This window comes from Kitasatospora sp. A2-31, from assembly GCF_022288725.1.
In the GTDB taxonomy this organism is placed as follows: Bacteria; Actinomycetota; Actinomycetes; order Streptomycetales; family Streptomycetaceae; genus Kitasatospora.
Window position 1 is genome coordinate 1 of sequence record NZ_JAKNTA010000135.1, and the last position, 1,696, is coordinate 1,696.

Genomic DNA, 1,696 nt, shown 5'->3' on the forward strand with positions numbered 1-1,696 from the left:
CGGCAAGCCGATCAAGTGGGCCCGCGGCGAGGTCGGGCGTGCCGTCTCCGTGTTCCGCTGGGCGGCCGAGGAGGCCCGCCGCACCAACGGCGAGACCATGCGGCTGGACACCGACCCGGGCGGCGTGGGCCGCTTCGCGGTGGTGCGCCGGTTCCCGCGCGGCGTGGTGCTGGGCATCGCCCCGTTCAACTTCCCGCTGAACCTGGTCGCCCACAAGGTCGCCCCGGCGATCGCGGTCGGCGCGCCGATCATCCTCAAGCCGGCCCCGGCCACCCCGCTCTCCGCGATGGTGCTGGGCGAGATCCTGGCCGAGACCGACCTGCCGGCCGGCTCCTGGAGCGTCCTGCCGGTGCCCAACGACCGGATGCCGGCGCTGGTGCAGGACAAGCGCCTGCCGGTGATCTCCTTCACCGGTTCGGACAAGGTCGGCTACCAGATCATGGACTCGGTGCCGCGCAAGCACTGCACCCTGGAGCTCGGCGGCAACGCCGCGGCCGTGGTGCTCGCCGACTGGTCCTCCGAGGCGGACCTGGACTGGGCCGCCACCCGGATCGCGATGTTCGCCAACTACCAGGGCGGCCAGTCCTGCATCTCGGTGCAGCGGGTGATCGCCGACGTGTCCGTCTACGACCGCCTGGTCGAGAAGGTCGTGGCCAAGGTCCAGGTCCAGGTCACCGGCGACCCGAACGACGACGCCACCGACGTCGGCCCGCTGGTCGACGAGAACGCCGCCAAGCGGGTGGAGTCCTGGGTGGACGACGCCGTCGCCAAGGGCGCCAAGGTGCTCACCGGCGGCACCCGCGAGGGCGCGACCTACGCCCCGACCGTGCTGGCCGACCTGCCGGCCGACGCGATCCTGGCCAAGGCCGAGGTGTTCGGCCCGGTCCTGTCGCTGCACAAGGTCGACGGCACCGACGAGGCCTTCGCCGCCGTCAACGACTCGGACTTCGGCCTGCAGGCCGGCGTCTTCACCCACGACCTGCAGACCGCCTTCCGCGCCCAGCGGGAGCTGGAGGTCGGCGGTGTGATCATCGGCGACGCGCCGTCCTACCGCGCCGACCAGATGCCGTACGGCGGCGTCAAGGACTCCGGCGTCGGCCGCGAGGGCGTCAAGTACGCGATGGACGACTACACCGTCGAGAAGGTCATGGTCCTCACCGGCCTGGACCTCTGATCGACCCTTGACCGGCCGCTGATCGGCCGCTGATCGGCCGCTGATCGGCCGCTGATCGGTAACTGAGCAGCGGTCGGTCGACCGGTCGACGTGTTCCCGTGTGCGGGGCCCGGTTCGTCGAACCGGGCCCCGCACGCGTCCGCGCCCGCGGACGCCGTCGGTCACCCGACGCCCTGGATCGCCCGACCCCTCGGTCAGCCGACGCCCTCGATCACCCGACGCCCTCGATCAGCCGTCGTGCCCGGCCGCGGCGGCGACGGCCTCCTCGACCGTCGCGTTGCCGGCGACCAGTTCCAGCGTCTGCCCGGCGGTGCCCGGCTCGTGCAGCAGCGCGGCCAGCACGGCGGCCACGTCGGCCCGGTCCACCGCGCCGTGCGGGACGGAGGGGGCGAGCCGGACCAGGCCGGTGCCGGGGCCGTCGGTGAGCCGGCCGGGCCGCAGCACGGTCCAGTCCAGCGTGGTGCGGGCCCGGATGGCGTCGTCGGCGGCGCCCTTGGCCCGCAGGTAGGTCTCGAAGACCGG

At 73.4% G+C, this 1,696-nt stretch carries 2 protein-coding genes; one reads left to right on the forward strand and one right to left on the reverse strand.

From position 1 onward, the window contains the following. Nucleotides 1–1,174 (forward strand): aldehyde dehydrogenase family protein (locus MCM47_RS40205; RefSeq protein WP_238951781.1); only part of this gene is annotated, 1,174 nt, incomplete at its 5' end. Nucleotides 1,175–1,402: 228 nt separating this feature from the next. Here the strand turns inward: MCM47_RS40205 and MCM47_RS40210 are convergent. Beyond that, nucleotides 1,403–1,696, reverse strand: a 294-nt coding sequence (locus MCM47_RS40210; protein WP_238951782.1) for an NAD(P)H-binding protein, incomplete at its 5' end; no start/stop codon positions are given.